This window comes from Mycobacterium adipatum (genome assembly GCF_001644575.1).
Taxonomy (GTDB): domain Bacteria; phylum Actinomycetota; class Actinomycetes; order Mycobacteriales; family Mycobacteriaceae; genus Mycobacterium; species Mycobacterium adipatum.
On sequence record NZ_CP015596.1, the window covers coordinates 2,895,297 to 2,919,470 of the forward strand.

Below are 24,174 nucleotides of genomic sequence, written 5' to 3' on the forward strand. Positions count from 1 at the left end.
CCACCACATCCGGTGCCGTGGTGGGGCGGGTGGGCAAGTTGGTGGCAGCAAATGGAGCTAAGTGGGGGATTGTGGGGTAAAGTGGCGGACAACGGAGCAACCGGAGCTCCGTCAAGCGGGCAGAAGCGACTCGGGATCCAGCCGAGTGGTGGGAGGTGGCGGGATGTTTCTCGGCACCTACACGCCCAAGCTCGACGACAAAGGGCGGCTCACACTGCCCGCGAAGTTCCGCGACGCACTGGCAGGAGGGTTGATGGTCACCAAAAGTCAAGATCACAGCCTGGCCGTGTACCCGCGGTCGGAGTTCGAAAAGCTGGCCGAGAAGGCGATGTCGGCATCGCGCAGCGACCCGCAGGCCCGTGCCTATGTGCGGAATCTGGCGGCCGGTGCCGATGAGCAGCATCCCGACGCGCAGGGCCGGATCACCCTGTCGGCCGAGCATCGCCGGTACGCCAACCTGTCCAAGGAATGCGTGGTGACGGGCTCGCTCGGTCACCTGGAGATCTGGGACGCACAGGCTTGGCAGCAGTACCAGGAGACCCACGAAGAGACCTTCTCCGCGGCCAGCGATGACACTCTTCGCGACATCATCTGACCATCAAGCCCGTGCAACGAGGCCTCTGTCCGAACCGGCCCTGGCGTACTTCCCCGACGCCAGGTCCGCACCCTCGGACAGGGACCCCGGTGCAGGGGCGCCCCTTCCCGACAGGGGAGCCGCAGTGCCTGACGATCACGATCATGGCCACGTCCCCGTCCTCATCGACCGCTGTGTCGAGCTCCTGAGGCCGGCGCTGACCCGTCACCACCCCGACGGCGCCGGCGCCGTCCTGGTCGACGCCACCCTGGGGGCCGGCGGGCACACCGAACGTTTCCTCACCGAATTGCCCGGTCTGCATGTCGTCGGGCTGGACCGCGACCCCAACGCGCTGCGCATCGCCACCGCCCGGCTGGCGCCCTTCGGTGACCGGTTTCGGTCCGTCCGCACCCGCTACGACGGCTACTGGGCCGAGCGGGACGAGGTGACGGTCGACGGAGTGCTTTTCGACCTCGGGGTGTCCTCGATGCAGCTGGATCTTGTCGACCGTGGTTTTTCCTATGCCAACGATGCCCCGCTGGACATGCGGATGGACCCCGACGCCGAACTCACCGCTGCCGACATCCTCAACACCTATGACGAGCGCGCGCTGACCCGGGTGCTGCGCGAATACGGTGAGGAGCGGTTCGCCTCCCGGATCGCGTCGCGCATCGTCAAACGCCGCGCACGGCAACCGTTGCGCACCACCGCCGAACTGGTGGAGCTGCTCTACGATGCGATCCCGGCCGCGACCCGGCGCACCGGTGGGCATCCGGCCAAGCGCACCTTCCAGGCGTTGCGGATCGCGGTGAACGCCGAACTCGACTCATTGCGCGACGCCCTACCGGCCTCGCTGGCGGCACTGTCCGCCGGCGGGCGCATCGTGGTGATGTCCTACCAGTCCCTGGAGGACAAGATCGTCAAGGCGCTGTTCGCCGCCGCCACCGCGTCCCGCACGCCGCCCGGACTTCCGGTCGAATTGCCGGGCTACGAGGCCGAATTCGTCTCGCTGACCCGCGGTGCCGAGCAGGCCGACGCCGACGAGATCGAACGAAACCCGCGAAGCGCCTCGGTGCGGCTACGGGCATTGGAAAAGGTTGCCGGAAAGGAAGTCTCATGAAGGGTAAGCGACCCGCACCGGTACCCGGCGCCGATCAGCGCCGCCGCGGCAACCCGCAACGTACCCGCGCCCGGCAGGGCGAGGCCCCGGCCCGCAAGCGCCGCGGTGCACCCGAGCAGCGCCCGCAGCGCTCGGCGCCGAAGACCACGCCGCTGCGCCGCCCGGTCGACGGGCCCGCGCGCCCCAAGAACGCCAGCCAGGCGAAGGCCCGCGCCAAGGCGCGTAAGGCCAAGGCCCCCAAGGTCGTCCGCCCGCCACTGCGGGAGCGGCTGATCACCCGGCTGTCGGCCATCGAGTTCAACCCCCGGGCCCTCGCGGCGCGGGTGCCGTTCGTGGTGCTGGTCATCGGCGCGCTCGGTGTCGGGCTCGGCGTCACGCTGTGGCTGTCCACGGACGCCGCCGAACGTTCCTACGAGCTCGGGCATGCCCGGCAACTGAATCAGGCTCTGGCCCAGCAGAAAGAGGCGCTGGAACGCGATGTGCTGGAGGCGCAGGCCCCGCCGGCGCTGGCCGAGGCCGCCCGCGAGCTGGGCATGATCCCCTCCCGTGACACCGCGCACCTGGTGCAGGACGCCACCGGCGCCTGGGTGGTGGTGGGCACTCCGAAGCCGGCCGAAGGCGTACCGCCACCGCCACTGAATGCCCCGCTGCCCGACGACACCCCGGCCGTCCAGCGACCGGCCGCCCCCGGGCCCGCGGCGGCCGGCCCACCGGCACCCCGGGTGGTGGATCCGCGCGAGGTCGTGGTCCGGGTGCCCCCACGCACCCAGGCGCCGCTGCCCGCGACGCCGCTGACCGCTCCGGTCGCTCCGGTCGCCCCGATTGACCCTGTCGCCACCCCGGCGGACCCCGCGGCACTGCCGCCGGCGGCCGACCCGCTGAGCGCACCGCTGCCGGCCGACGGGCTTCCGCATCTGGCCGCGCCGGCACTGCCGGCACAGCCCGGCCCGGTCGGCGGCCTGGAGAACATCGGCCCGGCACCGATTGAGCCGCCCGCTCCGCAGTCGCCGATCGTGCCCGAGGTGCCCGTGGTGATGCCCGGGGCGCCGGCATGAGCCGGAGGACGCAGGAACATGCCGCGACCGACCGGCGCATCCGTCGTCCCGAGCCCCAGACAGGTTTGCGCAGTTCGTCCTTCGTGTTCCGGCACCGTGCGGGAAATGTCGTCATCTTCCTGGTCCTGGTGGTCGCCGCCGCGCAGCTGTTCAACCTGCAGATCTCCAATGCCGCCGGGCTGCGCGCCGAGGCCGCGGGCCAGCTGAAGGTCACCGACGTGCAGAAAGCGGTGCGCGGCAGCATCGTCGACCGCAACGACGACAAGTTGGCCTTCACCATCGAGGCGCGCGCGCTGACCTTCCAGCCCGTCAAGGTGCGCAAGCAGCTGGAGGAGGAGAAGGCCAAGGATCCCGACGAGCCGGACCCGGACACCCGGCTGCGCGAGATCGCGACCGAGATCGCGACCCGGCTGAACAACAAGCCCGATGTGAAAACCCTGCTGGGCAAGCTCACCAGCAAGGACACCTTCGCCTACCTGGCCCGCGCGGTCGATCCGGCTGTCGCCGAGGCGATCATGGAGAAGTTCCCCGAGGTGGGCTCCGAGCGTCAGGACATCCGCCAGTACCCCGGTGGTTCGCTGGCCGCCAATATCGTCGGCGGAATCGACTGGGACGGACACGGTCTGCTGGGTCTGGAAGACTCGATGGACGCCAAGCTGGCCGGTACCGACGGCTCGGTCACCTACGACCGCGGCTCGGACGGCGTGATGATCCCGGGCAGCATGCGCAACCGGCACGAGGCCGTGGACGGTTCCACCGTCCAGCTGACCCTCGACGACGATATCCAGTTCTACGTGCAGCAACAGGTCCAGCAGGCCAAGGACGTGTCCGGGGCCGGCAATGTGTCCGCCGTCGTCCTGGACGCCAAGACCGGTGAGGTGCTGGCGATGGCGAACGACAACACCTTCGACCCTTCCCAGGACATCGGCAGACAGGGCAACCGGCAGATGGGCAATCCCGCCGTCGCCTCGCCGTTCGAGCCGGGCTCGGTGAACAAGATCGTCACCGCCGCCACGGCCATCGAGATGGGATTGACCAATCCCGACGAGGTGCTCTCGGTGCCGGGTTCCATCGACATGGGCGGCGTCACGGTCAAGGACGCGTGGAACCACGGCGTCGACCAGTACACCACCACCGGGGTATTCGGGAAGTCCTCCAACGTCGGCACCCTGATGCTGGCGCAGCGTATTGGCCCCGAACGTTTCGCCGAGATGCTGGCCAAGTTCGGGCTGGGCGAGCGCACCGGTGTCGGGCTGCCCGGTGAAAGCGCCGGTCTGGTGCCGCCCATCGATCAGTGGTCGGGCAGCTCCTTCGCCAACCTGCCTATCGGACAGGGACTTTCGATGACCTTGCTGCAGATGGCGGGCATGTACCAGGCCGTCGCCAATGACGGGGTGCGCATCCCGCCGCGGATCGTCAAGGCCGTCATCGCGGCCGACGGCACCCGGACCGCCGAGCAGGCGCCCGAGGGCGTGCGGGTGGTGTCCGCGGAAACCGCGGCCGCGGTGCGCAACATGCTGCGCGCCACCGTGCAACGTGACCCGCGGGGCGTGCAGCAGGGCACCGGCTGGCAGGCGGCCGTGGAGGGCTACCAGATCGCCGGCAAGACAGGCACCGCTCAGCAGATCAACCCGAACTGCGGCTGCTACTACGACGATCACTACTGGATCACCTTCGCCGGGATGGCGCCCTCGGACAGTCCGCGTTACGTCATCGGCATCATGGCCGACAACCCGCACCGCACCGCGGACGGTCAGCCGGGCACCACCATGGCCCCGCTGTTCCACAACATCGCGGCGTGGTTGCTACAGCGCGAGAACGTGCCGCTGTCGGCCGATCCCGGTCCGCCGCTGACGCTGCAGGCCACCTGAGCGGCATCCCAGTCCCCGATCTGCCGACCGGTACTGTGGCAACGCCATGAAACTGCGTCCCTCCCAACCCTGCGGTGAGCTGCTCGGACCGCTGGCCCAGCGGATCGGGGTTCCGGCGGTGGGCGTCGACGCCCGGGTGACCGGGGTGACGCTGCGCAGCCAGGATGTCCGACCGGGTGATCTGTTCGCCGCCCTGCCCGGTGCCGCCGCGCACGGTGCCCGGTTCGCCGCCGATGCCGTCGCCGCCGGCGCGCTGGCGGTGCTGACCGATCAGGCGGGCGCCGACCAGCTGCCTGCCGATCTGGGGGTGCCGGTGCTGGTGCATCCCGAGCCCCGCGCGGTACTCGGCGCACTGGCCGCCGGCGTCTATGGGCACCCGTCCCGCACGCTGCGCGTCATCGGGGTGACCGGTACCTCCGGGAAGACGACCACCACATATCTGGTCGAGGCGGGTCTGCGGGCCGCCGGGCGATCCGCGGGTTTGATCGGCACCGTCGGGGTGCGCATCGACGGACGCGATGTGCCCAGCTCACTGACCACCCCGGAAGCCCCCGACCTGCAGGCGCTGCTGGCGGTCATGGTCGAGCGTGGGGTGGACACCGTGGTGATGGAGGTGTCCAGTCACGCGTTGACCTTGGGCCGCGTCGACGGGACGGATTTCGAGGTCGGTGGATTCACCAACCTGTCCCGCGACCACCTGGATTTCCATCCCACGATGCAGGACTATCTGGACGCCAAGGCCCGGTTGTTCGAACCCGGTTCGCCGACCCATGCCGCGCACGCCGTGGTGTGCGTCGACGACGACTGGGGCCGTCAGATCGCGCAGCGGTCCACCTCACCGGTGCGGGTCAGCGCGGGCGGTGCGGACGCGGACTGGACGGTCGACGCGGTGCGCGCGGTGGGCCGGGGCGGCCAGGAGTTCGTCGCCGTCGACCCGGCCGGCGTGCATCACACGCTGCGGATCGCACTGCCCGGGCGCTACAACATCGCCAACGCCCTGCTCGCGGTGGCGCTGCTCGACGCGGTCGGCGTCTCACCCGAGCAGGGTGCGCCCGGCCTGCGGACCGCCGCGGTGCCGGGCCGGTTGGAGAGCATCGAGCGCGGACAGGATTTCCTGGCTCTGGTGGACTACGCGCACAAACCGGGCGCACTGGAAGCGGTGCTGCAGACGTTGCGTGAACAGGCCCGGGGACGGCTGGCGGTGGTGATCGGCGCCGGCGGTAACCGCGACGCGGGCAAACGTGAGCCGATGGGTCGGGTCGCCGCGGAACTGGCCGATCTGGTCGTGGTCACCGATGACAATCCGCGCGATGAGGATCCGGCGGCCATCCGGGCCGCCGTCCTGGCCGGTACCGCCGGGCAACGCGGCGAGGTCGTCGAGATCGGGGACCGCCGCGCGGCCATCGAGCACGCCGTCGCGTGGGCGCGTCCCGGTGATGTGGTGTTGGTCGCCGGGAAGGGCCACGAGTCGGGGCAGACCAGCCGCGGGGTCACCCGGCCCTTCGATGACCGGGTGGAGCTCGCCGACGCATTGGAAGGGCTGACCCGGTGATCGCGCTGACCCTGGCCCAGATCGCCGAGATCGTCGGCGGCGAACTGGCCGACATCAGTCCCGTCGAGGCCGCCGAGGTCCGCGTCACCGGCACCGTCGAGTTCGATTCACGGGCGGTGACACCGGGCGGACTGTTCCTGGCGCTGCCGGGTGCCCGCTCGGATGGCCATGATTTCGCCGCCGGTGCCATCGCCTCGGGTGCGGTCGCGGTGCTCGCGGCCCGCCCGGTCGGGGTGCCCGCCATCGTGGTGCCCGCGGCTTCGGAGGCCGATACCGCGTCGGGGGCCCTGGAACACGATGACGCCGCCGGGTCGGGGGCCGCGGTGCTGGCGGCGCTGGCCAAGCTGGCGGCCGCGGTGGCCGCCGAGTTGGCCGCGGGTGGACTGCGCATCATCGGGGTCACCGGGTCGTCGGGCAAGACGTCGACCAAGGATCTGCTGGCGGCGGTGCTGGCCCCACTCGGTGCGGTGGTGGCCCCACCGGGATCGTTCAACAACGAGCTCGGCCACCCGTGGACGGTGCTGCGCGCGACCACCGATACCGACTTCCTGATCCTGGAGATGTCGGCACGCCACCCGGGCAATATCGCCGCGCTGGCCGCCATCGCGACACCGTCGATCGGGGTCGTGCTCAACGTCGGGACCGCGCATCTCGGTGAATTCGGTTCACGGGAAATCATCGCCGCGACCAAATCGGAGCTGCCCCAGGCTGTTCCGGCGGCCGGCGTGGTGGTGCTCAACGCCGATGATTCGGCCGTCGCGGCGATGGCCGACAAGACCGCCGCCCGGGTGGTGCGCGTCTCACGCGGGCCCGGCGCCGATGTCTGGTCGTCGGACGAGACCCTCGATGAGTTGGCCCGCCCACGGTTCACGCTGCACGCCGGCGGCGAGTCGGTGCCCATCACGCTGGCCGTGCACGGTGAGCACCAGGTGTCCAACGCGTTGTGCGCGGCGGCTGTCGCCCTGGAATGCGGGGCGTCGGTGGCGCAGGTGGCCGACGCGCTGGCGGGGGCCGGCGCGGTGTCGGCGCGACGGATGCAGGTCAGTACCCGCGCCGACGGCGTCACGATCATCAACGATGCCTACAACGCCAACCCGGATTCGATGGCGGCTGGGCTGAAGGCACTGGCCTGGATGGCGCGCGAGACCGTCGGGGCCACCGGCCACAAACGCCGTAGCTGGGCGGTTCTCGGCGAGATGGGCGAGCTCGGCGACGACGCGATATCCGAACACGATCGCATCGGCAGGTTCGCCGTGCGCTTAGATGTGTCTCGTCTGATTGTCGTGGGAACCGGGAGGCCGGTGAACGCCATGCTCCAGGGGGCGGTGATGGAAGGTTCATGGGGCAGTGAGGCGGTGTTGGTTCCCGACGCCGACGCCGCACTGGATTTGCTGAGGGCCGAATTGGCCGAGGGGGACGTCGTACTTGTGAAGGCCTCGAACGCCGCCGGCCTGGGCGCGTTGGCCGATCTGCTCGTTGAGCAGGGGAGTCAGCAGCGGTGAAGCAGATCCTGTTCGCGGTCGCGATCGCGCTGGCGGTCTCGATCATCCTGACGCCCGTGCTGATCCGGCTGTTCACCAAGCAGGGTTTCGGGCAGGAGATCCGCGAGGACGGCCCGCCGAGCCATCAGAAGAAGCGCGGCACGCCGTCGATGGGCGGCGTGGCGATCATCACCGGCATCTGGGCCGGATACCTGGGCACCCACCTGGTGGGCCTGGCCTTCAACGGCCAGGGTCCGTCCGCCTCGGGATTGCTGGTGCTCGGTCTGGCCACGGCCCTGGCGATCGTCGGGTTCATCGACGACTCGATCAAGATCCGTCGGTCCCGCAACCTGGGACTGAACAAGACCGCCAAGACCGTAGGACAGCTGACCGCCGCCGTGTTGTTCGGCGTGCTCGTGCTGCAGTTCGCCAATGCCGAGGGGCTGACTCCGGGCAGCGCCCAGCTGTCCTATGTGCGGGAGATCGCCACCGTCACGCTGGCCCCGTTGGTGTTCGTGATCTTCGTGGTGGTGCTGGTCAGTGCGTGGTCGAACGCGGTGAATCTGACCGACGGTCTGGACGGTCTGGCCGCCGGTGCCATGGCGATGGTCAGCGCCGCCTATGTGCTCATCACGTTCTGGCAGTACCGCAACGCCTGCGCGACCAGCCCTGGGCTGGGCTGCTACAACGTGCGCGACCCACTGGATCTGGCCTTGATCGCGGCGGCGACCGCCGGCGCCTGCATCGGGTTCCTGTGGTGGAATGCGGCCCCGGCCAAGATCTTCATGGGCGATACCGGTTCGCTGGCCCTGGGTGGCATCATCGCCGGGCTCTCGGTGACCAGTCGCACCGAGATCCTCGCGGTGGTGCTGGGGGCGCTGTTCGTGGCCGAGGTGACGTCGGTGGTGGTGCAGATCCTGGCTTTCCGGACCACCGGCCGCCGGGTGTTCCGGATGGCGCCGTTCCACCACCATTTCGAGTTGGTGGGCTGGGCGGAGACCACGGTGATCATCCGGTTCTGGTTGCTCACCGCGATCGCGTGCGGTCTGGGTGTGGCGTTGTTCTACGGCGAATGGCTGTCCATCGTCGGCGCGTAGGCGCCGCGAGACCCTTCGCCGAAACACGCGTTTCTGCTGCTTAGCACGCCGTCATGGCGACCGGTACGCGAGTTTCGCCGTTAGCTGGCAGGACCGTTACCGCGACACGCCCCAGATATCCGCGCCCTCCGGGGCGGGACGGGGGAGGATTCTGGGGTGCAGGGGACTAGTGGGGCTGGCGTGACGCCTGTGACTCTTGTGAGTGGCGGGTGAACAATCTCCTGACCGCGGCGCGGGCGAGGTTGCGCCGCCCCGGCAAGGCCGCTGCCGACAACGCCGGTTCCGACAAGGCCGGTGCCGACAAGACCGGTGCCGACAAGGCCGCCGCCAAGAAGTCCGCCACCGCCACCGCGCCGCCACGCACCCGGTTTGGGGTGTGGCTGGGCCGGCCGATGACGTCCTTTCACCTGATCATCGCGGTGGCCTCGATCCTGGTGACGCTCGGCCTGATCATGGTGCTGTCCGCCTCGGGGGTCTACTCCTATGACTCCGGCGGCTCGCCGTGGACGGTGTTTCTCAAGCAGGTGGTGTGGACCCTCGTCGGTCTGGTGGCCTTCTACGTCGCGCTGCGGATGCCGATCAGGATCATGCGCAAGCTGGCATTCCCCGCCTTCGCGTTCACCATCGTCCTGCTGGTGCTGGTGCTCGTCCCGGGAATCGGCAAGGTGGCCAACGGTTCCCGCGGCTGGTTCGTTTTCGGTGGGTTCTCCATGCAGCCCTCGGAGCTGGCCAAGATGGCCTTCGCCATCTGGGGTGCACATCTGCTGGCCGCCCGCCGGATGGAGCAGGCCACGCTGCGCCAGATGCTGGTGCCGCTGCTGCCGGCCGCGGCGCTGGCGCTGACGTTGATCTTCATGCAGCCCGACCTCGGGCAGTCGGTGTCGCTGAGCATCATCCTGCTCGGCCTGCTCTGGTACGCCGGTCTGCCGCTGAAGTTGTTCGTCAGCACGGTGTCCGGGGCCGTCGTCGCCGCCGGCATCCTCGCGGTGTCCGCCGGCTACCGCTCGGCCCGCGTGCAATCGTGGCTCAACCCGATGGCCGATGCCCAGGGCTCGGGCTATCAGGCCCGGCAGGCGCGCTACGCGCTGGCCAACGGCGGATTGTTCGGCGACGGGTTGGGCCAGGGCACTGCCAAGTACAACTACCTGCCCAACGCCCATAACGACTTCATCTTCGCGATCATCGGCGAGGAACTCGGCTATATCGGTGCCGCGGGGGTGCTGTGCCTGTTCGGCCTGTTCGCCTATACCGGTATGCGCATCGCCCGCCGCTCGGCCGACCCATTTCTGCGCCTGCTCACCGCGACGGTGACGCTGTGGGTGATCGGTCAGGCGTTCATCAACGTCGGTTACGTGGTGGGCCTGCTGCCCGTGACCGGGCTGCAGCTGCCGCTGATTTCCGCCGGTGGCACCTCCACCGCGACCACGATGCTCATCCTCGGCGTGATCACCAACGCGGCCAGGCACGAACCCGAGGCGGTCGCCGCGCTGCGGGCCGGCCGCGATGACCGCGTCAATCGGCTGCTGCGGCTGCCGCCGCCGGTGCCGTACGTGCCCAGTCGTCTCGAAGTGGCCCGTGACCGGCTGCGCACCAAGGAGGGCAAGCCGCCCGGCAAGGCCGTCAAGAAGGCACCGCCCAAGTCGCCGGTCAAGGCCGGCCAGAAAGCCCGGGCCAAGCAGCCCCGTAAGGTACCGGCGGCCGATGCGCGTCGCTCTGCCCAGCCGGGCGAACGGACGGCGCGGCGCGCAGGGCATCATGGAGAGGGCCGAAACGGCCGTCAGGGGCGAGGCCAACAGGGCCGGGCCCGGTCATTGGAAGGTCAGCGTTACGGGTGAGCACGATATCGGTCGTTCTGGCGGGGGGCGGCACGGCGGGACACGTCGAACCCGCGATGGCCGTGGCCGATGCACTGACCGAGTTGGACCCGCAGGTCCGGATCACCGCGCTGGGTACCGCGCGCGGCCTGGAAACCCGCCTGGTTCCTGAGCGCGGCTACGACCTGCGGCTCATCACCCCGGTGCCCCTGCCGCGAAAGCCGTCGATGGACCTGTTGCGCCTCCCGCTGCGGGTGCGCACCGCGGTCCGGCAGACCCGGGCGGTGTTCGACGCCGTCGAGGTGGACATCGTCATCGGTTTCGGCGGGTACGTCTCGGTGCCCGCCTACCTGGCCGCCCGGCCCGGTCTGCGACGGCCGCGCGTGCCGGTGGTGATCCACGAGGCCAACGCCAGCGCCGGCTGGGCCAATCGGCTGGGGGCGCGTTCGGCGCAGCGGGTGCTGGCCGCCACACCCGACCCGGGTCTCGGTGCCGTCGAGGTGGTCGGGGTGCCGGTACGCGCCAGCATCACCTCGCTGGACCGTGCCGCGCTGCGCGCGCAGGCGCGTGCCGCATTCGGATTCGACAACGACGCCCGCGTCCTGCTGGTGTTCGGCGGTTCCCAGGGCGCACAGTCGATCAACCGCGCCGTTTCCGGTGCGGCGCAAGCACTTGCCGCCCAGGGGATTTCGGTGCTGCACGCGCACGGCCCGAAGAACACCCTCGACCTGCCGGAGCCCTCGGGGCCGCCCTATGTCGCGGTGCCCTATCTGGACCGGATGGACCTCGCCTATGCCGCCGCGGATCTGGCCATCTGCCGGTCGGGGGCGATGACGGTGGCCGAGGTCAGCGCGATCGGCCTGCCCGCCGTCTACGTTCCGCTGCCCATCGGCAACGGCGAGCAGCGTCTCAATGCGCTTCCCGTGGTCCAAGCCGGTGGTGGTCTGCTGATCGAGGACGCCGACCTGTCACCGGCACTGGTCGCCGACACCGTGACCGCGGTGCTCGGCGATGCCGATCGACTGCAGCAGATGACGGCGGCCGCCGCACTGGCCGGGCACCGCGATGCGGCCCGCCGGGTGGCCGAGGTGGCGCTGGATGTGGCGCGGCAGTATCGCGCGGACCGAAAGTCGGTGCGGTGAAGGGCTTACCGCCGGAGCTGCAGCGGGTGCACATGGTCGGCATCGGCGGTGCCGGGATGTCCGGTATCGCCCGCATCCTGCTCGATCGCGGCGGGCAGGTCTCGGGTTCGGACGCCAAGGAGTCCCGCGGGGTGGCGGCGTTGCGGGCCCGGGGCGCGCAGATCCGCATCGGGCACGACGGTTCGGCGCTGGACATGCTCGAGGGCGGCCCGACCGCGGTGGTGACCACGCACGCGGCGATCCCGAAGACCAATCCCGAGCTCGTCGAGGCGCGCCGCCGCGGTATCCCGGTGATCCTGCGCCCGGTGGTGCTTGCCAAGCTGATGGCCGGTGACACCACGCTGATGGTCACCGGCACAGCCGGCAAGACGACCACCACGTCGATGCTCATCGTGGCGTTGCAGCACAGCGGATTCGATCCGTCCTTCGCCGTCGGTGGTGATCTCGGCGCGGCGGGCACCAATGCGCATCACGGCAGCGGCGCCTACTTCGTCGCCGAGGCCGACGAGAGCGACGGATCGCTGGTGCAGTACCAGCCCGATATCGCCGTGGTGACCAACATCGAGGCCGACCATCTCGACTTCTTCGGCAGCGAGCAGGCCTACGTCGACGTCTTCGATGCGTTCCTGGAACGCCTGACTCCCGGTGGCGCGCTGGTGGTCTGCGTGGATGACCCCGGCGCCGCCGCACTCGCTGAACGCACCGCGGCGCTGGGAATCAGGGTGCTGCGGTACGGCAGTTCGGGCGACGGTCTGGCCGGTGAACTGCTGGACTGGGAGCAGCACGGCACCAGCGCGGTGGCGAGCATCCGGTTGGCGGGGGAGAGCGGTCCGCGCACCATGCGGTTGGCGGTTCCCGGCCGGCACATGGCGCTCAACGCGCTGGCGGCCCTGCTGGCCGCGGTGCAGGCCGGAGCCGAACCCGGGGTCGTGCTGGACGCATTGGCCGAGTTCGAGGGGGTCCGCCGCCGTTTCGAACTGGTGGGCGTCGCGGCCGAGGTCAAGGTCTTCGATGATTACGCGCACCATCCGACCAAGGTCTCCGCGGCGCTGTCCGCGGTCCGCGCGCTGGCCGCCGAGTCGCGGGGTCGCGCCATCGTCGTGTTCCAACCGCATCTGTATTCGCGCACCCAGACTTTCGCGCGCGAGTTCGGTGCCGCGCTGAGCGCGGCCGATGAGGTGTTCGTGCTCGATGTCTTCGCCGCCCGCGAGCAGCCCATCGCCGGGGTCAGTGGTCGCAGTATCGCCGAGCATGTGAGCGTCCCGGTGCATTACGTGCCGGACTTCTCCGCGGTGGCCGAGCAGGTGGCGGCCTGCGCCGAACCGGGTGACGTGGTGGTGACGATGGGCGCCGGCGATGTCACCCTGCTGGGCCGCGAGATCCTGGACGCCGTGAATGCGCGCGCCGACGGGCGGCAGCGTCGATGACCGGCCCGGCCGACGCCGCCGAAGAGCCCGAAGAGCCCGGTGCACCGGACGCCACGGCGGCCGAAGAGAAGGCCGGCGCGGGCCCGGCGGAGAGCGCAGCGCACGCCGACGCGCCCGTCGACGGCGAGCAGTCCGCGGCGACGACGGACGCGGCCGAGGAAGACTTCGAAGGGCCCCGGCGGCGCGCCCGCCGCGAACGCGAGGAACGTCGCGCCGCGCAGGCCCGTGCCATCGCCATCGAGCAGAACCGCCGCGAGGCCAAGCGGCGGGTGTCCGGGCGGGCCGTCGAGGCACCCGCGCCCCGCCGCCGCGGGGTGATCCGCGGGCTGAAGGTACTCATGTGGTCGGCACTGATCGCGGTGCTCGCCGTCGGCGCGGGCCTGCTGCTGTACTTCACGCCGGTCATGTCCGCGCGCGAGACGGTCATCATCGGGCTGGCCGCCATAGCCGAGGACGAGATCCGCCAGGCCGCCGCGGTGCCGGCCGGCACGCCACTGCTGCAGATCGACACCGACGCGGTCGCCGAGCGGGTGGCCTCGATCCGCCGGGTGGCCAGTGTCCGGGTGCAGCGCGAATACCCGTCCACCCTGCGTATCACTGTGCAGGAGCGGATTCCGTTGGTGGTCAAGGACTATCCCGACGGTCCGCATCTTTTCGACAAGGATGGCGTGGACTTCGTGACGGCGCCGCCGCCGCCGGGCCTGCCCTATATCGACACCGAGTCCCCGGGACCCAACGATCCGGCGACCGACGCCGCGCTCGAGGTGCTCACCGCGCTGCCGCCGGAGGTTTCCGGCCAGGTGAGCCGGGTCGAGGCGCCCTCGGTGGCGGCCATCACGCTGATCCTGTTCGACGGCCGGAAAGTGGTGTGGGGCACCACCGACCGCACCGAGGAGAAGGCCCTCAAGCTGGCCGCCCTGCTCACCCAACCCGGGCAGACCTACGACGTGTCCAGTCCGGATCTGCCGACCGTCAAGTAAGACCCGCGGCACAGACGGGGAGAAATTGTCGCGCCGTGTCGGCGCGCCTGCCGGGTTCCGGCGCCGGGTCACCCTACCGTTCTGGTTGCGCGGAACTACTTGACATAACTCTAAGCCTATGGTTGAGGTTGAGGGTTTCGCTCACCGACATCGACATTCAGGTCAGGAAAGGGCGACCCGCGATGACCCCCCCGCATAACTACCTCGCCGTTATCAAGGTGGTCGGCATCGGCGGCGGCGGCGTGAACGCCGTCAACCGGATGATCGAGCACGGACTCAAGGGCGTCGAGTTCATCGCCATCAACACCGACGCACAGGCGTTGTTGATGAGCGACGCCGACGTCAAGCTCGACGTCGGTCGCGACTCGACGCGTGGTCTGGGCGCCGGCGCCGACCCGGAGGTCGGCCGCAAGGCTGCCGAGGACGCCAAGGACGATATCGAGGAACTGCTGCGCGGCGCCGACATGGTGTTCGTGACCGCGGGTGAGGGCGGCGGTACCGGCACCGGCGGCGCGCCCGTCGTCGCGACCATCGCTCGCAAACTCGGCGCGCTCACCGTCGGTGTGGTCACCCGGCCGTTCTCGTTCGAGGGCAAGCGCCGGTCCAACCAGGCCGAGAACGGCATCACCGCGCTGCGCGAGAGCTGCGACACGTTGATCGTCATTCCCAACGACCGGCTGCTGCAGATGGGCGACGCCGCCGTCTCTTTGATGGACGCCTTCCGCAGCGCCGACGAAGTTCTGCTCAACGGCGTTCAGGGCATCACCGACCTGATCACCACGCCGGGTCTGATCAACGTCGACTTCGCCGACGTCAAGGGTGTGATGAGCGGCGCGGGCACCGCGCTGATGGGCATCGGGTCCGCCCGCGGTGACGGCCGCGCGCTCAAGGCTGCCGAGATCGCGATCAACTCGCCGCTGCTGGAAGCGTCGATGGAGGGCGCGCAGGGCGTGCTGCTGTCGGTGGCCGGCGGCAGCGACCTCGGTCTGTTCGAGATCAACGAGGCCGCCTCGCTGGTGCAGGAAGCCGCCCACGCCGAGGCCAACATCATCTTCGGCACCGTGATCGACGACTCGCTGGGCGACGAGGTCCGGGTCACCGTGATCGCCGCCGGGTTCGACACATCGGGACCGAGCCGCAAACCCGTTGTGGGCGAAGGCACTACCGGTGTTGCCCCCGGGTCGGCCGGTAAGGTGCGCTCCAGCGTGTTCGAGCCCGCCGATGCGATGTCCGTCCCGGCCCACACCAACGGCGCGACCGTGAAGATCGGCGGTCCGGACGACGGTGGCATCTCCGACGACGACGTCGACGTGCCACCCTTCATGCGCCACTGATTCGTCGTGCCCGTCCGGGTTCGGCGCGTGACCACCACCCGCGAGGGCGGGGTATCGGCGCCGCCGTTCGACACGTTCAACCTCGGCGACCACGTCGGCGATGACCCGGCGGCCGTTGCGGCCAACCGCACGCGGCTGGCCGCCGCCATCGGCCTGCCCGCGGGCGCCGTGGTGTGGATGAACCAGGTGCATTCGGTCAATGTCGCGGTCGTCGACGGTCCGCGGGATGCGCCCATCGACCAGGCCGACGCGTTGGTGAGTACCACCCGCGGCCTGGCGCTGGCGGTGGTGACCGCGGACTGTGTGCCGGTGTTGCTGGCCGACGCGCGGGCCGGGGTCATTGGCGCCGCGCACGCGGGCCGGGTGGGTGCGCAGCGCGGGATCGTGCCGCGCATCGTGGAGGAGATGGTGAAATTGGGCGCTTCCGTCGCCGATCTGACGGTGTTACTGGGCCCCGCGGTGAGTGGGCGCAACTATGAGGTGCCCGCGGACATGGCCGACGAGGTGGATGCCGCACTGCCGGGCAGCCGCTGTCGCACCGCCGCCGGAACGCCCGGCCTGGACGTCCGCGCAGGGCTGGCCCGGCAGTTGACGAGTCTGGGCATCACGTCCATCGATATCGATCCCCGCTGCACCGTCGAGGACGCGGCGTTGTTCAGTCACCGGCGCGACGCGCCGACCGGGCGGCTGGCGTCACTGGTGTGGATGCCATGAGTACCCACCGCGATGCCGAACTCGCCGCGGCGCTGGCATCGGTGCGCAGTCGGCTGGCGCGCGCCGCCGAGGCGGCCGGGCGGCCGGTCCGTGACATCGAGCTGCTGCCGATCACGAAGTTCTTTCCCGCTTCCGATGTCATCATCCTGCGACGGTTGGGCTGTACCGAATTCGGCGAATCGCGGGAGCAGGAGGCCGCCAAAAAGGTGGCCGAGGTGCGCGACGCCCTGCCCGCCGACCACATCCGGTGGCACATGGTCGGCAAGATCCAGCGAAACAAGGCCCGTGCCATCGCCCGGTGGGCGCACACGGTGCATTCGGTGGACAGCGCGCGGGTGATCGCGGCGCTCGGCGCGGGTGCCGAACAGGAGCGCGACGCCGGGCGACGAACCGGACCGCTGCGGGTCTACCTGCAGATCAGTCTGGACGGTGACCCCGATCGTGGCGGGGTGGACGTGAGCACGCCGGACCTGGTCGACGAGCTGTGTGCCGCAACGCATGCCGCCGACGCGCTGGAGTTCGCGGGGTTGATGGGGATCCCGCCGCTGGACTGGAACGCCGAGGACGCGTTCGCGCGATTGCAGGTCGAACGTGACCGGGTGCAGCAGTTCTTCCCGCAGCGGCTGGGGCTGTCGGCGGGGATGTCGGGGGATATGGAGATCGCGGTGCGATACGGATCCACGTGTGTGCGTGTCGGAACCGCGTTGATGGGGCAACGTCCTCTAACGTCACCCTGAGTAGTCACTCCAGTCACATCTTCATCACAGACAACACAGACAGAAGTCGTTAGAAGGGGCAGGCGATGAGCACTCTGCACAAGGTCAAGGCCTACTTCGGTATGGCGCCGATGGACGATTACGACGACGAGTACTACGACGACGAGCGCGGGCCGCGCGCCTACCCCCGCCGCGGCGCCGACGAGCGCTTCGAGGACGAAGGCTACGGACGCGAGCCGCGCGCCTTCGACGACCGGATGCCCGCACGCGAATACGACGACCTCCCGGGTGCCTACCGCGGTGGCTACGGCGACGCCCCGCGTTTCGAGGGACGCTTGCGTGGGCCGCGTGAGTTCGACCGCCCGGCACCGCGTTTCGCCGCGCCGACCCGGGGTGCCAGCGCGCTGGCCATGGAACCGCGCCGGATGGCGGCGTTGTTCGAAGAGGGCAGCCCGCTGGCCAAGATCACCACGCTCCGCCCGAAGGACTACAGCGAGGCGCGCACCATCGGTGAGCGTTTCCGCGACGGCACACCGGTGATCATGGACCTGGTGTCGATGGACAACGCCGATGCCAAGCGCCTGGTCGACTTCGCCGCCGGGCTCGCCTTCGCGCTGCGCGGTTCGTTCGACAAGGTGGCCACCAAGGTCTTCCTGCTCTCGCCGGCCGATATCGACGTCAGCGCCGAGGAGCGCCGACGGATCGCCGAGGCCGGGTTCTACTCCTACCAATGACGCGTCCTACCGGTAGCGAGCGTCGCACCAGTCGCGGGCGCACGGCGGTCCCCGGGGCACTCCAGTCCGGCAGGTAGGCTGACGTCCTGGGATGGCACGCTCGTCCCACCTGCTCGAATGTCCCAGTACCTGCCCGATGTATCAGCAGTAGTGAGGTCGGCTTCAGTTGTCGATGGTCTTTCAAATCCTTGGTTTCGTGCTGTTCGTCTTCTGGCTGCTGCTGATCGCCCGCGTGGTGGTCGAATTCATCCGGTCGTTCAGCCGTGACTGGCATCCGAGGGGCGCCACCGTGGTGGTGCTCGAACTCATCCTCACCGTCACCGATCCGCCGGTGCGGCTGCTGCGCCGGATCATCCCGCAGCTCACCATCGGCGCCGTGCGTTTCGATCTGTCGATCATGGTGTTGTTGCTGGTCGCGTTCATCGGCATGCAGCTCGCATTCGGTGCCGCAGCCAGCGCGATGATGTGAGCCGACAGCGGTCCGGGATCGTCTCCGCCTGTCGCCAGAACATTGAGTTTCGCTCTTAATTATGAGCCTCCGGTGCAACCGTAGAGTCTGCTGTGACAGGATGGACGCCAGTTACTCGTACAGACGCTCTACACTTTGAAACCGGTTGACGGTCCAGACTTCAAGGGGGCAGACAATGCCGCTCACTCCAGCCGACGTTCACAACGTCGCATTCAGTAAGCCGCCGATCGGCAAACGCGGCTACAACGAGGACGAGGTAGACGCCTTCCTCGACCTGGTCGAGAACGAGCTGACCAGGCTCATCGAGGAGAACGCCGACCTGCGTCAGCGGGTGTCCGAGCTCGACTCGGAGCTGGCCGGCGCGCGTTCCGGTGGCGGCATCCAGGCAACCCAGACCATCCCGCCCTACCAGGCGCCGCAGCCCGAGCCGGAGCCCGAGCCGGTCCAGCCGGTGTACGAGGCCCCCGCGCCGGTCGCGCCCGTGGCGCAGCAGGCCCCGGTCTCCGAGGACTCCCACCTGCGTGCGGCCAAGGTGCTCAGCCTGGCCCAGGACACCGCGGATCGTCTCACCAGCACCGCCAAGGCCGAGTCGGACAAGCTGCTCGCCGACGCCCGCGCCCAGGCCGATGCCCTGGTCAGCGAGGCCCGCAGCACCGCGGAGACCACGGTCGCCGATGCCCGCGCCAAGGCCGACGCGCTGCTCTCCGACGCGCAGAACCGTTCCGAGACGCAGCTGCGTCAGGCCCAAGAGAAGGCCGACGCGCTGCAGGCTGACGCCGAGCGCAAGCACTCCGAGATCATGGGCACCATCAACCAGCAGCGCACCGTGCTGGAAGGCCGTCTCGAGCAACTGCGCACCTTCGAGCGCGAGTACCGGACCCGGCTCAAGACCTACCTGGAATCTCAGCTCGAAGAGCTGGGCCAGCGTGGTTCCGCCGCACCGGTCGATTCTGCCGCGGGTAACGAAGGCGGCGGATTCAACCAGTTCAACCGGGGCAACAACTGAGCGGCTGCGCACCGGCTAAGTTCGTCGCATGCTGATCATCGCGCTCGTTCTTGCCGTCATCGGTCTGGCCGCGCTGGTGGCCGCCGTCGTCACCAGCAACGAGCTGATCGCGTGGGTGTGCATCGGAGCCAGTGTCATCGGCGTGCTGCTGCTGATCGCCGACGCGCTGCGTTCCCGGCGTGAGGGCAATCCCGATGCGGATGCCGCCGATGCGGACGAGGACGAGCAGGGCGTCCAGGATTACCCCGAGGAGCCGGTCATGGCCGAGTCCGAGTCTGCCGAGTCCGAGCCGACTGTGTCCGAGTCGGCCGGGGCAGAGCCTGCCGAGCCCGAGCCTGCGGTCGCCGGTGTGACAGACACCGACGACGCCGAGGGTGAATCCGGCGGTTCGGTCGAGATCTCGCCCGACCCCGAGGAAACCCCGAAGAGCTAGGGGCGGCGGGCCAGCAGCGCGCGCACCTCGTCGTCGCTGGTCTGGGTGAAATCGCCGTAGGCCTGCCCCACCGCCCGGAAGTCCGGCGGGATGTCGACGCACACCACTTCGTCGACCTCGCGCCCGATGAGACGCCACGCTGACGCCGAAGCCACCGGCACCGCCACCACCACCCGCGCCGCGCCCGCACCCCGCACCGCGCGGACCGCGGCGAGCATGCTCGCCCCGGTGGCGATACCGTCATCGACCAGGATCACGGTCCGATCGGACAGCTCCGGTGCGGCTGCCGCGCCGTAGGCCGTCTCGCGGCGGCGCAACTCCGCGCGCTCACGCTCGATGACCGTGTGCAGTTCTTCTTCGGTGACTGCCTGGCTGCGGAGCAGATCCTCGTTGCGCACCACCGTGCCGCCGGAGGCCAGCGCGCCCATCGCCAGCTCGGGCCAATGCGGCACGCCGAGCTTGCGGACCAGGAACACATCGAACGGCAGGTCCAGGGCCGCCGCGACCTCCCAGCCGACCGGGACACCGCCGCGCGCCAGGCCCAGGACCACCGCGGCGGCGTCCGCGCGATGGTGGGACAGCGCCGTCGCCAGCACCCGGCCGGCTTCCCGGCGGTTTGCGAAGGTGCCGGCCGTTTCTCCCATACCATCCGGGGTACCCCGGGGCCGGGCGGGACCAACCAAGGGCGGAAAACACATGGGCATCGAGTTCGAGAGCATCGTCGACCATCCGATCGACGAGGTGTTCGCCTGGCACACCAGGCCGGGCGCCATGCGGCGGCTGGTACCACCGTTTCAGCCGATGACGGTGATCGCCGAGACCGACTCGCTCGCCGACGGGCAGGCGGTGCTCGGGCTGCCCGGCGGGTTGCGCTGGGTGGCGCAGCATGAGCCGGCCGAGTTCGACCCCCCGCACCGGTTCGTCGACACGTTGGCATCCGACGGGCCGGCGTCCTGGCCGGCCCGGGTGATCGGCACCTGGCGGCACACCCACGAGTACGCCGAGGCCGGTGCCGGCACTCGGGTGTACGACCGGGTCGATGCCATCGTGCCGGCGGCGGCATTGCGGCCGATGTTTGTCTACCGGCACACCCAGTTGGCCGAGGACCTCGCCGCCCACCGCGCCGCCGGGATGGCGCCGATGGTGATCGCAGTGACCGGTGCCAGTGGTCTCGTCGGTGACGCGCTAACGGCGTTCCTCAGCACCGGCGGGCATCGCATCATCAGGTTGGTCCGTGGCACGGCGACCGGACCCGATGAGCGGCAATGGGATCCGGACAATCCGGCGCCCGATCTGCTCACCGGCGTGGACGCCGTCATTCATCTGGCGGGCGCGTCGATCGCGGGCCGATTCACCGATGCGCACCGGGCCGCGATCCGGGACAGCCGGATCGGGCCCACCCGGGCACTCGCCGAGGTGGCCGCGCGGGCCGTCGACGGCCCCAGCATCTTCGTCAGTGCCTCGGCCATCGGCTATTACGGGTATGCGTGCGGTGACTCGCTGCTCACCGAGGACGCGGCCAGGGGCGACGGGTTCCTGGCCGATGTGGTTGCCGACTGGGAGGCCGCCACCGAACCTGCCGCGTCGGCCGGTCTGCGCGTCGTCACCGTACGGACCGGTGTCGTGCAATCCGCGCGTGGCGGCACCCTGCGGTTGCTCCGCCCGCTGTTTGGCACCGGGCTCGGCGGCCGGCTCGGCAGCGGCACCCAGTGGCTGTCCTGGATCGGTATCGACGATCTGCTCGATGTGTATCACCGGGCGCTCTACGACGACCGTCTCCGGGGACCGGTCAACGCGGTGGCGCCGGAGCCGGTGCGAAACACCGACTACACCGCGGCGCTGGGCACGGTGATGCACCGTCCGACGCTGTTGCCGGTGCCGTCTTTCGGCCCGAAGCTACTGCTGGGCGCTCAGGGCGCCCAGGAACTCGCCGAAGCCGATCAGCGGGTGGTACCGGCCAAGCTGGCCGGCTTGGGTCACACCTTCCGCCGCCCGGTGATCGACGCGGCGCTCGCTCACGAACTGGGGCACGGCTGACGCGCGGTATAGGTCAGGAATCCCTGTACCAGCCGCCTGATCCGGTGCGCCGCGTCATCGTGGAGTTCGGCTGTGCGGGTGCGTAACTCGTCGTGGGTGCGGCCGGCCAACTCGGCCTCTCCGGCCTCACGGTCATCGTCGAGCCAGCCCTCGAGCAGCGCCGGGTCCAGTTCGGGATGGAATTGCAGGGCCACCGACCGGCCCAGGGTGAAGGCCTGCGATGTGGTTGCGGTGCGGCAGATCTCGGTCGCGCCCGGCGGGATCGTCCAGCGATCGAAATGCCATTCGAACCACGGCCCCGCCGGGATCACGTCGTGCCGGTCGGACTCGACGTCGTACCAGCCGATCTCGGGGGTATCGGAACGCGACACGCTGCCGCCGAAGGCCTGTGCCAGCAGCTGACCACCGAAACACACACCGAGGGTGGGTACACCGGCGGCCGCGGCTTCCCGGACGAGTTCGGACTCCGCACCGACCCAGGCGGACCGCAGCGCGTCGTCGTACACCGGCCAGCGTGCGCCCAGCGGAACGATGACGTCGAAGGCGGTGGGGTCGGGAAAGGCGACGGTGACGGCCGGATCTGCGGTGCGCGACGGGGGAACCACCTCGAAGGTGTGCACGTCGTAGCCGGCGTCGACGAACGCCTCGCCGAGCATCGCCTCGGTGGCGACAGGATCGTTGTAGAGGAAGAGAACGGTGGGTGCCACCGGACAAATCTACTTGGCAGCGGCCGGCGGTGTCGGGGGAGCGTGGTCCGGCGCCAGCTCGGCACCGATCCGGCGGAACAGCGCCTCGGCAGCGTTGGGGTAACCGCCGCTGTCGTCGAACGCCTCGGGTTGATAGGTGACCGCGATGGCGATGGCAGTCTTTTCCGTGGGCAGATAGGCGGCCACCCCGGCCTGCCCGGCGAACATCGGATTCTGTAGCAGCCAGTCCCCGGAGATCACGATACCCATCCCGTACGTGTAGCCCTCGGTCTGCGGTGCGCAGGTGGGGCAGCCCGGCTGCGCGGACGTCGTGCCGCGCAGGTCCGGTGCGGTCATCTTCCGGTACGAGTCGGGGGTCAGCAGGATGCCGGAGCCGATTCCGGCCGCGGTGGCCTCCATGTCGTAGATGGTCGTGGTCTGGATGGCACCGCGGGTGATGGTCCAGGACGGGTTCCAGAAGGTCGACTCCTCGTAAAATGCTGTACCGCTGGGGATGCCGAGTGACTCACGGCGCTCCGAGGTGAACGCGTGCAAGGCCGGCGCGGGGATCTCGGCGGTGAACGAGTTTGCGGTGCTGGTCAGCCCGAGCGGTCCCAGCACCTCGTCGGCGAGCAGGTCGGCCATATCGCGTCCGGTGGCCTTCTCCAGCGCCAGCCCCAGCAGCACGTAGTTGGTGTGGGCGTAGTTCCAGTTGCTGCCCGGCGGGTAGTACAGCGGCCTGGAGGTGGCGTACCGCAACAGTTCCTCGGGGGTCCATTGCCGGAAAGGGTTGCTGTAGAACGCCTTCTGGAACTCCTCGTTGCCGAGGACATAGTCGGCGTACCCGGATGTCATCTGGGCGAGCTGTCCCAGGGTCACCTGGTCGGCATGCGGGATGCCGGGCAGCCATGTCGACAGCCTGTCATCGAGACCGACGGTGCCCCGCTCGACGAGTTTGAGCAGCAGGGTGGCGACATAGGAGATCGCGACCGCCCCGTTGCGGAAGTGCATCGCGGTGGTGGCGGGCACGCCGGTCATGGATTCACCGAACGCGCGGGTGAGCACGTCGTGTCCGTCCTCGGTGACCCGGATGATGACGGCCCGGAGGTGGTCGCGGTCCATCGCCTGCTCCACGATGCGTGCCACCGCATCGGCCCGGCCGGGATCGGGACGGTCTTGCGGGTTCCCCGCGCCGGTCGAGCACCCGGCCAGCACAACAACGGTGAGCAGCACCGCAAGCGCACGCCGGATGGTCATGGGGTCAGCCCGCGGTGCGGTAACGGCGCTCCGGCCGGCCCGCTCCGTATTGCAGGCGCAGTTCCAGAATTCCGGCGCTCAGGTAGTGCTCCAGGTAGCGCCGGGCGCTGACCCGCGAGATCCCGACCAGGTCGGCGCATTCGGCGGCCGAGACCTCGTCGGCGTTACGTACCGCCTCCAGCACCAGCCGTCCGGTCTCGGCGCCGAGCCCCTTGGGTAGCGCGTCGGGATCGGCGGCGGTCGTGGGACCGCCGAAGAGTGCGTCGATCATCGACTGGTCGGCCCCGCGGTCGGAGGCCAGCGCGTCGGCCCGGGCGGCGAACGCGGTCAGCTTGGCCCGCAACTGGTCGAACTCGAAGGGTTTGATCAGATAGTCGGCGGCTCCGCCGTCCAGCGCGCCGCGCACGGTGTCCAGCTCGCGGGCGGCAGTGATCATGATGACGCCCACGTGATCGCCCGCGGCGCGCAACCTGTGCAGTACCTCCAGGCCGGTCATATCGGGCAGGTACACGTCGAGCAGGATCAGGTGCGGGCGGTGGGCCGCCGCCGCGGTGAGCGCTTCGGCTCCGCTGCGGGCCACCGCGACCGGACGGAAGCCGTCGATCCGCTCCACGAAGCGCCGATGGATATCGGCCACCATGAAATCGTCGTCGACGATCAGCACGTCACGCACGG

23 protein-coding genes are annotated in these 24,174 nt (G+C 69.7%); 19 read left to right on the forward strand and 4 right to left on the reverse strand.

The annotated features are described in order from the left end of the window. Nucleotides 1-163: 163 nt before the first annotated feature. The 18 genes from mraZ to A7U43_RS13835 all read left to right on the forward strand — a co-directional run bounded on the left by mraZ (nucleotide 164) and on the right by A7U43_RS13835 (nucleotide 19,519). Nucleotides 164-595, forward strand: coding sequence for a division/cell wall cluster transcriptional repressor MraZ (gene mraZ / locus A7U43_RS13750; RefSeq protein ID WP_067996046.1), 432 nt, complete (start codon nucleotides 164-166; stop codon nucleotides 593-595). Next, nucleotides 570-1,694 (forward strand): 16S rRNA (cytosine(1402)-N(4))-methyltransferase RsmH, encoded by a 1,125-nt coding sequence (rsmH, locus tag A7U43_RS13755; RefSeq protein WP_082902131.1) that lies wholly within the window; start codon nucleotides 570-572, stop codon nucleotides 1,692-1,694. The genes mraZ and rsmH overlap by 26 nt, the downstream gene beginning before the upstream one ends. Further along, the gene (ftsL, locus tag A7U43_RS13760; protein ID WP_067996053.1) at nucleotides 1,691-2,749 is read left to right on the forward strand and encodes a cell division protein FtsL; all 1,059 of its coding nucleotides are present in this window, start codon (nucleotides 1,691-1,693) and stop codon (nucleotides 2,747-2,749) included. The genes rsmH and ftsL overlap by 4 nt, the downstream gene beginning before the upstream one ends. Beyond that, entirely contained in the window at nucleotides 2,746-4,620 is a 1,875-nt protein-coding gene (locus A7U43_RS13765; RefSeq protein WP_082902132.1) for a peptidoglycan D,D-transpeptidase FtsI family protein, read from the forward strand. Before ftsL ends, A7U43_RS13765 begins: the two co-directional genes overlap by 4 nt. A 46-nt stretch (nucleotides 4,621-4,666) precedes the next feature. After that, nucleotides 4,667-6,172 carry a UDP-N-acetylmuramoyl-L-alanyl-D-glutamate--2,6-diaminopimelate ligase gene (locus A7U43_RS13770; RefSeq protein ID WP_067996056.1) on the forward strand — a complete coding sequence of 502 codons (1,506 nt, stop codon included), beginning with the start codon at nucleotides 4,667-4,669 and terminating at the stop codon, nucleotides 6,170-6,172. Then, nucleotides 6,169-7,674 (forward strand): UDP-N-acetylmuramoyl-tripeptide--D-alanyl-D-alanine ligase, encoded by a 1,506-nt coding sequence (locus tag A7U43_RS13775; protein ID WP_067996059.1) that lies wholly within the window; start codon nucleotides 6,169-6,171, stop codon nucleotides 7,672-7,674. Before A7U43_RS13770 ends, A7U43_RS13775 begins: the two co-directional genes overlap by 4 nt. Further along, the gene (gene mraY / locus A7U43_RS13780; RefSeq protein ID WP_067996063.1) at nucleotides 7,671-8,750 is read left to right on the forward strand and encodes a phospho-N-acetylmuramoyl-pentapeptide-transferase; all 1,080 of its coding nucleotides are present in this window, start codon (nucleotides 7,671-7,673) and stop codon (nucleotides 8,748-8,750) included. The genes A7U43_RS13775 and mraY overlap by 4 nt, the downstream gene beginning before the upstream one ends. Nucleotides 8,751-8,959: 209 nt before the next feature. Beyond that, nucleotides 8,960-10,585, forward strand: a complete 1,626-nt coding sequence (ftsW, locus tag A7U43_RS13785) for a putative lipid II flippase FtsW (RefSeq protein ID WP_067996066.1) — start codon at nucleotides 8,960-8,962, stop codon at nucleotides 10,583-10,585. A 56-nt stretch (nucleotides 10,586-10,641) separates the two neighbouring features. Beyond that, entirely contained in the window at nucleotides 10,642-11,706 is a 1,065-nt protein-coding gene (gene murG / locus A7U43_RS13790; RefSeq protein ID WP_231963682.1) for an undecaprenyldiphospho-muramoylpentapeptide beta-N-acetylglucosaminyltransferase, read from the forward strand. A 32-nt stretch (nucleotides 11,707-11,738) separates the two neighbouring features. Further along, entirely contained in the window at nucleotides 11,739-13,133 is a 1,395-nt protein-coding gene (gene murC, locus A7U43_RS13795; protein WP_231963683.1) for a UDP-N-acetylmuramate--L-alanine ligase, read from the forward strand. Continuing rightward, entirely contained in the window at nucleotides 13,130-14,113 is a 984-nt protein-coding gene (locus tag A7U43_RS13800) for a cell division protein FtsQ/DivIB (RefSeq protein ID WP_067996077.1), read from the forward strand. The genes murC and A7U43_RS13800 overlap by 4 nt, the downstream gene beginning before the upstream one ends. Nucleotides 14,114-14,295: 182 nt before the next feature. Continuing rightward, nucleotides 14,296-15,447: a cell division protein FtsZ gene (gene ftsZ / locus A7U43_RS13805; RefSeq protein WP_067996079.1), complete on the forward strand. Its 1,152-nt coding sequence runs from the start codon at nucleotides 14,296-14,298 to the stop codon at nucleotides 15,445-15,447. 6 nt (nucleotides 15,448-15,453) lie between these two features. Then, nucleotides 15,454-16,161, forward strand: a complete 708-nt coding sequence (gene pgeF, locus A7U43_RS13810; protein WP_082902133.1) for a peptidoglycan editing factor PgeF — start codon at nucleotides 15,454-15,456, stop codon at nucleotides 16,159-16,161. Continuing rightward, entirely contained in the window at nucleotides 16,158-16,898 is a 741-nt protein-coding gene (locus tag A7U43_RS13815) for a YggS family pyridoxal phosphate-dependent enzyme (protein ID WP_067996085.1), read from the forward strand. The genes pgeF and A7U43_RS13815 overlap by 4 nt, the downstream gene beginning before the upstream one ends. Nucleotides 16,899-16,963: 65 nt before the next feature. After that, entirely contained in the window at nucleotides 16,964-17,611 is a 648-nt protein-coding gene (locus tag A7U43_RS13820) for a cell division protein SepF (RefSeq protein ID WP_067996088.1), read from the forward strand. A 166-nt stretch (nucleotides 17,612-17,777) separates the two neighbouring features. Then, nucleotides 17,778-18,080 carry a YggT family protein gene (locus tag A7U43_RS13825; protein WP_067996091.1) on the forward strand — a complete coding sequence of 101 codons (303 nt, stop codon included), beginning with the start codon at nucleotides 17,778-17,780 and terminating at the stop codon, nucleotides 18,078-18,080. A gap of 175 nt (nucleotides 18,081-18,255) precedes the next feature. Further along, entirely contained in the window at nucleotides 18,256-19,086 is an 831-nt protein-coding gene (gene wag31 / locus A7U43_RS13830; RefSeq protein WP_067996093.1) for a DivIVA-like cell division protein Wag31, read from the forward strand. A 28-nt stretch (nucleotides 19,087-19,114) separates the two neighbouring features. Next, nucleotides 19,115-19,519: a hypothetical protein gene (locus A7U43_RS13835; protein ID WP_067996095.1), complete on the forward strand. Its 405-nt coding sequence runs from the start codon at nucleotides 19,115-19,117 to the stop codon at nucleotides 19,517-19,519. Here the strand turns inward: A7U43_RS13835 and A7U43_RS13840 are convergent. Next, entirely contained in the window at nucleotides 19,516-20,163 is a 648-nt protein-coding gene (locus tag A7U43_RS13840; protein ID WP_067996098.1) for a phosphoribosyltransferase, read from the reverse strand. The genes A7U43_RS13835 and A7U43_RS13840 overlap by 4 nt on opposite strands. Nucleotides 20,164-20,215: 52 nt before the next feature. On the opposite strand from A7U43_RS13840, the gene A7U43_RS13845 reads away from it, so the two are divergent. Continuing rightward, entirely contained in the window at nucleotides 20,216-21,556 is a 1,341-nt protein-coding gene (locus tag A7U43_RS13845) for a TIGR01777 family oxidoreductase (protein WP_067996100.1), read from the forward strand. Here A7U43_RS13845 and A7U43_RS13850 read toward each other — a convergent pair. From A7U43_RS13850 to A7U43_RS13860, 3 genes are read right to left on the reverse strand one after another with little or no spacing between them, the layout of a single operon-like run. Next, nucleotides 21,535-22,263 carry a type 1 glutamine amidotransferase gene (locus A7U43_RS13850; RefSeq protein WP_156525913.1) on the reverse strand — a complete coding sequence of 243 codons (729 nt, stop codon included), beginning with the start codon at nucleotides 22,261-22,263 and terminating at the stop codon, nucleotides 21,535-21,537. The genes A7U43_RS13845 and A7U43_RS13850 overlap by 22 nt on opposite strands. Before the next feature lie 9 nt (nucleotides 22,264-22,272). Next, nucleotides 22,273-23,499, reverse strand: a complete 1,227-nt coding sequence (locus A7U43_RS13855) for a serine hydrolase domain-containing protein (RefSeq protein ID WP_067996104.1) — start codon at nucleotides 23,497-23,499, stop codon at nucleotides 22,273-22,275. A 4-nt stretch (nucleotides 23,500-23,503) separates the two neighbouring features. Next, complete coding sequence (locus tag A7U43_RS13860; RefSeq protein ID WP_068002680.1) at nucleotides 23,504-24,172, reverse strand: response regulator; 669 nt, start codon at nucleotides 24,170-24,172, stop codon at nucleotides 23,504-23,506. Nucleotides 24,173-24,174: the final 2 nt, after the last annotated feature.